Origin of the sequence: Microcoleus sp. S36a_B3, assembly GCF_036700745.1 — a bacterium.
Classification (GTDB): Bacteria; Cyanobacteriota; Cyanobacteriia; order Cyanobacteriales; family Microcoleaceae; genus Microcoleus.
The window spans coordinates 5439-15766 of record NZ_JAUBPN010000028.1; the positions used below are offsets into that span (position 1 = coordinate 5439).

Here is a 10328-nt window from a genome sequence, read left to right on the forward strand (position 1 = left end):
ACCCGGAATAACTCAACCCGGAATAACTCAACCCGGAATAACTCAACCCGGAATAACTCAACCCGGAATAACTCCACCCGGAATAACTCCACCGGGAATAACTCCAAGCGGTAGATTTCCATCAGATAGAAACCGGGTTTTTCCCCAACCAAACGAACCCCTTAACTCCCAACAGCAACGGAATCAAAACATAATATCGCGAGAGCTAGGAAAACGCGGAGAAAGGCTGCCGCCGGAAAGAATCCAAGATCCGAGAGGACTGAGAAATGTGATCAATTCAAATATCAGAGATTCAGTTATTCAGTCAGCATTTCGCAGTGAAATCGGCAGGAATTTGGATGTCGGTCAAATATCGGCAGCTTTACCTCTGCTGGAAAAATCTTTCAGCCAAGAATTCCGGGAATATTTCGGCATTAACACCACCGACGAGTTGCTATCCCCAGACGAAATCAAGAAAAAGTTAGCATCTGTGGGTGCAGAAACGGGCACGAAACCCAGCTTAATTTATCTGTTTTCGCGAGAAGAAAAATTAGATTTAATGTTAGTAACTTCTTGCGGTGCAGTGGTTCACAAAACCGTGTCGCAAGCAAACCGGGAAGAATTGCTGAAAGTTGTAACTGAATTCAGGGGTGAGATTACTAAGCCTGGGGCGCGGACTACTACCAGTTATCTACCATCAGCCCAAAAGCTTTATAAGTGGATGGTTGCGCCTTTGGAGGAGGATTTGCAAAAGTGCGAAACGGATACTATTTCCTTTGTTGTCGATCGGGGTTTGAGAGGTATGCCCTTTGCTGCTTTGCACGACGGAAAGCAATTTTTGGTGGAAAAATACAGTCTCAGTTTGATGCCCAGCATTAATTTAACAGATAGTCGCTACGTCGATCTCAGAAATTCTCAAGTTCTAGCAATGGGCGCGTCGGAATTTTCAGAGTTGAATCCTCTACCTGCCGTTCCTGCAGAAATAGCTGCTATTTCGCGAGAGTGGCCGGGAGCAAGTTTTCTGAATGAGGGTTTTACTTTAGAGAATTTGAAACAACAGCATCAAAGCCGGCCTTTTGGAATTATTCACTTAGCTACTCACGGCGAATTTCGTCCGGGAGCTCCGAGTAATTCTTTTATTCAGTTGTGGGATAGTCGGCTAAGACTGGATCAATTACAGAATTTGAGATTGAATAATCCGCAGGTTAATTTGTTAGTTTTAAGTGCTTGTCGGACTGCTGTGGGTGATGAAAGTGCGGAGTTGGGTTTTGGCGGTTTGGCGCTGCAAGCTGGGGTGCAAACGGCTTTGGGAAGTTTGTGGTATGTTTCGGATGAGGGTACTTTGGGATTGATGAATGAGTTTTACCAGCATTTGAAGACTGCGCCAATTAAGGCTGCGGCGCTGCGAGAAGCGCAAATTGCGATGTTGCGGGGTGATGTGCGTTTGGAGGGCGGAAAGTTGCGGGGTTCGAGTCGCGGCGAGGGAGTGGAGTTGCCGCAATCTTTGCAGGGGTTTGCTGATTTGAAGTTGTCACATCCTTATTATTGGTCGGCTTTTGTGATGATTGGCAGTCCGTGGTGATTGGTAATCGGTAATGAAAGCAAAAGGTAATTGACAATAACCGCAAAGCTTGCGGCTTAAAAGCTGGTGCCCTGCCAATTATTCATTACCCATTACCCATTAGCACACATACCTCATTTATCTGAGAAAGGCTATATATTGTCAAGCCTTCAAATCAGAAAACCAAATAGAAACCTCAGCATCTGGATTTTCTGGCAGCCGAGTCCATCCAGTTGATTGGGCAAATCTCTGCTTGATTAGCGCCAGTTGATTTTCATTTTGCTCCAAAGCCTTAGATACAACAAGTATGACTCTCAAATCTTGTGCTGTTGTAATTTTCATCTGAGCTTCTTCACTGTCAACTATTGGGAGTGTGAGGATTCTGTGTCTCATTTCGAGCCACGAACCAAAACGCAATTCATCGGTATCTTTAGTTAAAACTACAACATCTTTAGGTGATTTAACAGCAGAATTTATTTGACTAACTACCGCTTTAACATTCATTTTTGACAAGATATCGACATAGATAAAATTCTCTGTTGTTACGTAATTTTTCCGCAACATTATAGCCTCAGCCCAATCACCTATATAATTGAGCGGGGGCAGCAATACAAAGAATACCAATAAAATAGACAAGACAATTTTTGAAAGGATAGATTTTTCCCGATTGGAAATCCAGTAAAGGTAGGAAGAAATAACAAAAAAAACAGTAAGTATAAAGAAAGGATTACTGTAACGACCGATGCCTGCCATTAATAGATTGATCCCAGTTTTATAAGATATATATGCAATGAATATAAAAGGAATCGTGGAAAGGCAGCCCCAAAGAATAATAAGTTTTTTATTGTATATATTTTTTCGAGCGCAGTCTGCAACAAACCAAAAAGCTGCTAAGGTTCCTGCTAGACCTACAAATATTTTAAAGGTTTCTGTTTTTCCTGAAATATCTAAAGCAAATAACTGTTTAAAAATTGTGCTTGTACAGGTCAACAGCCTGCCTTGAGTAAAAATTTCTGAATTGAATAGACCCAAACCAGGAGCTGCTATTAAACTCAATAAAAAACGCATTCCTCTTGTAGAAGGCGATGCCACAGGAATAGCAGATTGAAATTGCTCTACAGCACTATGGACTCCAGAAAGTGAATGGTGAATAGCACTCAGACCAATTACGGGTAACAAGCTGAATCCCGTACAAACTGTTAACAGGATAAAACGGTTTTTCAAGGTATATTGTTTGCTGAAAAACCATAAAAATACAGCTAGATATGCGAGAATTCCTAGAGAAACTAAAAAAGCAGAGTATTTTAACCAGTAAATTCCCCCTAAAAGTAGACCTAGTAGAGCTGCATGAATTAGAAGGCGACTATCAAATTTATTGCCTGATGATAAAATTGAACACAGATACATTGCGTAGAGTAATACCCAAGGCATGACTGCCCACGGAATGACATCTCCTGCTGTAAAAACCAATAATGAGCCAATTTCTATATAATAGATAGATAACAGGACAGCTATAATTATTTTGATTTTTTGGTCAGAGGTGAGAGTATCTATTACCTTTATCCACCCCAAGCCGCCTGAAAGAAACAAAAAGTATGCGGTTGTTCTGACTGCAATTCCTAAAGGCAATCCGAGGGCGATTAAAGGTAAAAATGCGAAGGTAACGCCTGGAGCGTGCCAGACTATCCAGGTTTGTATATCTTGGGATATATCTTTGGGATTTACGGTAACAACTGAGTTGATTAAACTAGATCCTCCGCTCAACCACTGGTTAATTCCTTTGATTTGAGGGAGGGGATCGAATTCTATTCGGTAAGGAAATACTGAGGCGATCGCAAAAAAGAAAGTGACAAGAAATAGAAATATTAAATATGGCGCTAATTGCTGATAGCGAGAATTTGTTAAATTCATATTACAGTTTTAGTTAGGGAAACTATAAAGTATAAGTCAATACGGTTGACTGAAGAATAATCTGAATTGCAAAAAATGCCTGTATTGCCTATAAAATCGTAAGATGAAGTTCATCAAAAAATATTAAGTCAATTGTATTGAACTATAAGTCACCTGTCTCAAAATTGGTGATAAATGTGATGTTTCTTAATAGTTCTTGAAATTTTGGCTGGTAGGTATGTTCGCCAGCAATGCGGATGGTACTATTGCTCAGGGACAATCTTTCATCAATTCTTAACACTCAAGGTAGTAGTGCGATAATCCGCAGGTGAATTTGTTAGTTTTAAGTGCTTGTCGGACTGCCGTGGGTGATGAAAGTGCGGAGTTGGGTTTTGGCGGTTTGGCGCTGCAAGCTGGGGTGCAAACGGCTTTGGGGAGTTTGTGGTATGTTTCGGATGAGGGTACTTTGGGATTGATGAATGAGTTTTACCAGCATTTGAAGACTGCGCCAATTAAGGCTGCGGCGCTGCGAGAAGCGCAAATTGCGATGTTGCGGGGTGATGTGCGTTTGGAGGGCGGCAGGTTGCGGGGTTCGAGTCGGGGTGAGGTGGTGGAGTTGCCGCAATCTTTGCAGGGGTTTGCTGATTTGAAGTTGTCGCATCCTTATTATTGGTCGGCTTTTGTGATGATTGGAAGTCCGTGGTGAAAAGATATTAATATTCCTGTTCTCCTATTAGATCATTTCCGGTTACACCGTCAGGTGATGTTGACTGTTGACTGTTGACTGTTGACTGTTGACTGTTGACTCGAATTTACTATTCCGATGAACAGAGGATTTGATATTACTTAGCGCTTGCTGATTTAACCAAAAACCTAGATAACTCAATGGATTAAGAGGGATAAAAAGTGAATGAGGTGCAAGAAATAAGCTTTGAAACCATCAAAAGTCAATCACTTTCCTAGATTCCTGACTATTCTTACCTCCTCTAATTCTGACTTCTGACTCCTGACTCCTGACTCCTGACTCCTAGCCTTAACGAAAAGACTTTTTCAACAAGCCCTACTTAGCGTGGCAATTTTCCGAGGGGTTTGATGATTGGCGGTATGCTTTTCCCATTTTCTATTTTCCCAGCAGCGCGCGGTATTACTTGAACTTGCGGTTCGGTTAGCAGCGAAGTGCTTGGTAAAGCGGACAGAAACGAGGGATTGAAAGCCACGAGATGCTGAAAAACTAAACATGAGTTAAAAAACCCTATTTTTTTCGTTTCTAACGCGCTATTATTTACAGAAAGCTGGTGCGTTGTGACTTAGCGTTAATTTTTAGCAGAAAAATCAATATGCTCTCGATTCCAGGCGTTGCCGTCCAGACACTGCTCTATGAAAGTGCTAACTCTCTGGTTTACCGGGCCATTCGGGAAGCCGATCGCCAACCGCTGATCCTCAAACTTCTCAAAGAAAGCTACCCCACACCTCAAGAATTGCTGCGCTACCGCACCGAATATCGCATCACCCGAGAGCTGAAAGAGGCGGGAGTCGTGCGAGTCTATGATTTGCAAAAATACCAAAACAGCCTCGTGATTTTTGTGGAGGACTTTGGCGGGGAATCCTTGAAAATATGGATGCTGCGGCGAAAGTTTAGCCTCAAGGAGTTTCTGCAAATTGCGATCGCCACTACTGAAACTTTAGGGAAAATTCACGCGACCAACATCATCCACAAAGATATTAACCCCTCAAATATTGTTTATAACCCGGAAACGGGGCAGCTCAAAATTATCGACTTTGGTATTTCCACTCAGCTAACGCGAGAAATGCCAACCCTGAAAAACCCCAGCATTTTAGAAGGCACCCTCGCTTACATCTCGCCGGAACAAACAGGCAGGATGAATCGCTCTATCGATTACCGCACTGACTTTTACTCCCTCGGTGTCACCTTCTACGAATTGCTGAGTGGAAAACTGCCTTTCGAGACAGAAGATGCTTTAGAGTTGGTTCACTGCCACATTGCCAGACTGCCAATTCCTCCCCACAAAATCGAGCCAGAAATTCCCCAAATTATCTCCAAAATTGTCAGTAAATTGATGGCGAAGAATGCCGAAAACCGCTATCAAACAGCATTGGGACTGAAGCACGATTTAGAAATATGTCGGGTTGCATTACAAGAAAACGATAGCATAGAAGAATTTGACTTGGGAACGCATGATATTACAGATAATTTCCTGATTCCCGAAAAATTATACGGCAGAGAAACAGAAGTTTTCGAGCTATTAGCTGCCTTTGAAAGAGTTGGTAATGCTACTGCCGAAATGATGCTAGTCGCTGGCTCCTCTGGAATTGGTAAAACCGCAGTAGTGAACGAAGTCCACAAGCCCATCGCCCGACAGCGCGGTTATTTCATCAAAGGCAAATACGACCAGTTCCAGCGCAATATCCCGTTCAGTGCATTTGTGCAAGCATTTCGGGAATTGATGGGACAATTATTATCAGAAAGTGACGCTCAGTTAGACAGATGGAAAACCCTGATCCTCACAGCAGTAGGCGAGAGCGGGCAAGTCTTGATTGACGTAATTCCTGAATTAGAACGCATCATTGGCGCTCAAAGTCCTGCACTAAAATTGTCGGGCAGTGCCGCCCAAAATCGCTTCAATCTGCTGATGCAGAAATTTGTGCAAGTATTTACTACTGCTGAACATCCCTTAGTGATGTTTCTGGACGATTTGCAGTGGGCAGATTCAGCATCTTTGAAATTGCTACAACTATTGATGGAGGATACGGGGCATCTCTTGGTATTGGGTGCTTATCGGGATAATGAGGTATCACCTGCTCATCCGTTTATGTTGGCGGTGGATGAGATTGTGAAGTCTGGGGCCACGGTGAATACGATTACGCTGCAACAATTGCGTTTAGCAGATCTCAATCAGTTGGTAGCAGATACACTAATTTGCGATTTATCTTTAGCCGAACCCCTGACAGAATTGGTTTATCAAAAAACCCAAGGTAATCCCTTTTTCTCGACTCAATTCCTCAAGGCGCTGTATGAAGATGGTCAAATTATCTTTAACCACCCTCAATCCTCCCTTACTAAGGGTGCAAGTACAGGGGGGTGGCAGTGCGATATCGATCGAGTTAAATTTGCCGGCACCTCGGATGTGGTGGAGTTTATGGCGGCGCAATTCCAGAAGTTGCCTGCCCAAACTCAGGATGTTCTCAAACTTGCCGCGTGTATTGGGGCGCAGTTTGATTTAGAGACATTGGCAACAGTCAGCGAAGAATTACCAGAATCGACGGCATCAGCGCTGTGGAAAGCCTTGCAAGAAGGACTCATTTTAGTAATTTCCGAAGGCTATAACTTTATTCAAGTAGATGCTCAATCTCCGAATCAGTCTGTTGCTAATCCCACTTATAAGTTCCTGCACGATCGCGTCCAGCAAGCGGCTTATTCATTGATTCCCGACAACCAAAAACAAGCCACTCATCTGAAAATTGGACGGTTGCTGCTACAAAGTTCTTCTGAGATAGAAATCGAAGAAAAAATCTTTGATATTGTGGGGCATTTAAATCAAGGAATTGAGTTAATCAATCAATTAAGTGAACGCTCAGCCTTAGCCCAACTCAACTTAGAAGCTGGACGTAAGGCTAGAAATTCTACCGCCTACGCTGTGGCAAATATCTATCTACAAACGGGAATTGAGTTACTGACACCTCAATGCTGGCAAAATCAATATGAATTGGCGCTAAATCTTTACGTTGCTGCTGCTGAAATTGCCTATTTGAATGGTGACTTTGATGGTATGGAACAGATAACAGCAAAGGTTTTGCAAGAAGCCCAAACAATTTTAGATCGAGTTAAAATTTACGAAATTAAAATTGCCGCTCAGACAGCTCAGAGCAAGGTATTAGAAACGATCGCAGTAGCAAGAGACGCACTCTTACAATTGGGGATTGAACTTCCTGCCGAACCCGATGAAGCCAAGATTGGCAAAGCGCTACAAGCCCTTGCGGGGCAACTAAGTGGCCGAAAAATTGAGGAATTGGTTGACTTACCTGTGATGACAAATCCAGAGACTCAGGCAGCTATGCAACTGTCTGGTATGTTGTTTCCACCCATTTTCCAGGGAATGCCCGGTTTGCTGCCCTTGCTGAGCTCAACGATGGTGAGTTTATCGCTCTCTTTTGGGAATGCGCCCGCATCGACAGTGGGTTATGCGATGCACGGGATGGTGTTATGTGCCTTTTTGGGAGAGGTGGAAACTGGCTATGTTTTTGGGCAATTGGCACTCTCATTGCTCGATAGGTTGAATGTACCCGAATTCAAGTCCACAGTTCTACTTTTGTTTGGCGGTTGGATTCAGCACCGCCAAGAATCTCTTTTAGCAACGATACCGACGCTGAAAGAGGGCTATAGGTTGGGTATGGAAACAGGCGACTTTGTAGACGCTGGCTACAATATATATATTTGTTTTTATACTTATTTATTCGCTGGTGTAGAACTAGATACTTGGGAAGCAGAAATAGCAAGTTTCAGGGCTGTCATGGCGCAGTTGAAACAATATTCTGCTCGGATTTATTTGGATATGATTCAGCAGACGGTACAAAACTTGAGAGAAACCCGTATTCGGCCGGATTTGTTAATAGGATCTGCCTATGATGAAACGGTGATGATTCCCAAGCACTATCAGGATAATGAATTTACGGCGATCGCCTGTGCCTGCATTTTCAAACTGCTGCTTGCTTACTGCTATGGCAATTACACGGCGGCCCTAGACCACATTACCCAAGTCCAACAGTATTTGATGGGAGTATCTGGATCGGCTTTTGTACCCATTTTTCATTTTTATGCTGCCCTGACGCACCTGGCACTTTTTCGGGCACAGCCAGAAACGAAGCAAACTGAAATTCTTGCCTTAGTGGAAACCCATCAAAGCACGCTGCAACAGTGGGCGAACAATGCTCCGATGAATTATCTGCATAAATGGCATTTAGTTGAAGCAGAACGGCAACGGGTGTTGGGCAATAAAGCCGAGGCGATTGAAATGTACGATCGCGCAATTTCTGGAGCCAAAAAAAACAAATATGTTAATGACGAAGCCCTTGCAAACGAACTCGCAGCAAAATTCTACGGTGAATGGGGCAAAACAAAAATTGCTCAAGCCTACATATTTGAGGCGTATTATTGTTATGTTGAATGGGGAGCAACTGCTAAGGTAACAGATTTAGAAACGCGATATCCCCAATTATTTATTGTAACTCAACCGGGAAGGAAAAACACTCAAACTACCGTAGCAATGACAACGACTGGTTCGGGGAATCACCTAGATATCAGCGCAGTGATGAAGGCTTCTCACGCGATTTCCGGCGAAATATTGCTGGATAAACTACTGTCTAGCTTGATGAAAATTTTGATGGAAAATGCAGGGGCGCAAAGAGGCTATCTGATTTTGTCAAGCCAGGGACAACTGTTAATTGAAGCTGAAGGGGCAATCGATGACGAACAAGTCACCGTGCTGCACTCAATCCCTGTTGATAATTGTCAAGAACTTTGTTCTGCGATTGTCAATTATGTGTCCCGCACTCAAGAAAGTGTGGTACTAGATGATGCCCTTCGAGAGGGACAATTTACTAACGACCCCTACATCCAAAAGCATCAGCCAAAATCAATTTTATGCGTGCCGCTGATCAATCAATCTCAAATCGTCAGTATTGTTTACCTAGAAAACAATCTGACAGCCGGAGCTTTTACGCCAGAAAGAGTGGAATTATTAAAAGTGTTATCTGGACAGGCAGCTATTTCTATTCAAAATTCTAAGCTTTATACAGAAGTACGCGAAAATGAAAGTAGGCTGGCTCAACTCAACAAAGCTTACGAGCGATTTATACCCTATCAATTTCTCCACTTTCTAAATAAATCAAGCATCGTGGATGTGGAATTGGGCGACCAAGTGCAGTTAGAAATGTCGGTGTTGTTTTCAGATATTCGCGACTTCACCACACTTTCGGAAACTATGACGCCGGAAGATAATTTCAAATTTATCAATTCCTATCTTTCTCGCATGGAACCCGTGATTAATGAAAATAAGGGGTTTATTGATAAATATATTGGGGATGCGATTATGGCGCTGTTTAGCGGTGAGGCGGATAATGCGGTGAAAGCGGGAATTGCGATGCTGCACCGTCTCGTTGAATACAATCAATACTGCGCTAATTCAGGCTGTGCCCCGATTCAGATTGGGATTGGCATTAATACGGGTTCTTTGATGCTGGGAACGGTGGGAGGACAAAATCGCATGGATGGGACAGTAATCAGCGATGCGGTGAATTTAGCTTCTCGCGTGGAAAGTTTGACAAAAAATTATGGGGTGGCGCTGTTAATTACTCAGCCAACTTATACGCGCCTGAAAAATCCATCTCAGTACGCAATCCGCACGCTAGATACGGTAAAAGTTAAGGGAAAATCTGAAGCGGTGACGGTTTATGAGGTGTTTGATGCAGATCCGCCAGCAATTAAAGACGGCAAGTTAGCTACGCTGGAATTGTTTGTAGAAGCTAGGGCGCTTTACTCGGAAGGGAAGTTATTGGAAGCGGCGCGGCTGTTTTCCGAGTGTTGGCGGCAGAATCAGGGCGATCGCGCGGCTAAAATTTATTGGGAACGCTGTCAGTCTGCATTGGTGACTCGCACAAAAATCAAAGACAGGCTACACAATTTAAATTAAGCGGTTGCTATACCTAAAAATCAAATCAAAAGTGCGATCGACTGTTGATGCAGCATACAAATTAGGCGATCGAAATCGGGGCTACCACAAAGTATTTGCAGGTTGCTACCGAAAAAACTAAACATTTGTTACAAAAACAAAATTTTTTCCTTTCTAACGCGCTATGCTCTAGACAAAGCTGGTGCGTTTTG

At 43.1% G+C, this 10328-nt stretch carries 3 protein-coding genes and 1 pseudogene; 3 read left to right on the top strand and 1 reads right to left on the bottom strand.

Annotated features, from left to right (window positions below):
• The coding region (locus tag QUA01_RS22665) for a CHAT domain-containing protein (protein ID WP_333235379.1) at window positions 1-1561 on the top strand (1561 nt) is incomplete at its 5' end.
• 141 nt (window positions 1562-1702) lie between these two features.
• On the opposite strand, the gene QUA01_RS22670 is transcribed toward QUA01_RS22665, so the two are convergent.
• Window positions 1703-3451 (bottom strand): hypothetical protein, encoded by a 1749-nt coding sequence (locus QUA01_RS22670; RefSeq protein WP_333092506.1) that lies wholly within the window; start codon window positions 3449-3451, stop codon window positions 1703-1705.
• Between the two features lie 295 nt (window positions 3452-3746).
• Between QUA01_RS22670 and QUA01_RS22675 the strand changes: the two are divergent.
• Both QUA01_RS22675 and QUA01_RS22680 read left to right on the top strand, forming a co-directional pair.
• A pseudogene (locus QUA01_RS22675) lies at window positions 3747-4136 on the top strand (CHAT domain-containing protein); the annotation flags it as partial.
• 631 nt (window positions 4137-4767) lie between these two features.
• Window positions 4768-10137, top strand: a complete 5370-nt coding sequence (locus QUA01_RS22680) for an AAA family ATPase (protein WP_333092509.1) — start codon at window positions 4768-4770, stop codon at window positions 10135-10137.
• Window positions 10138-10328 lie beyond the last annotated feature (191 nt).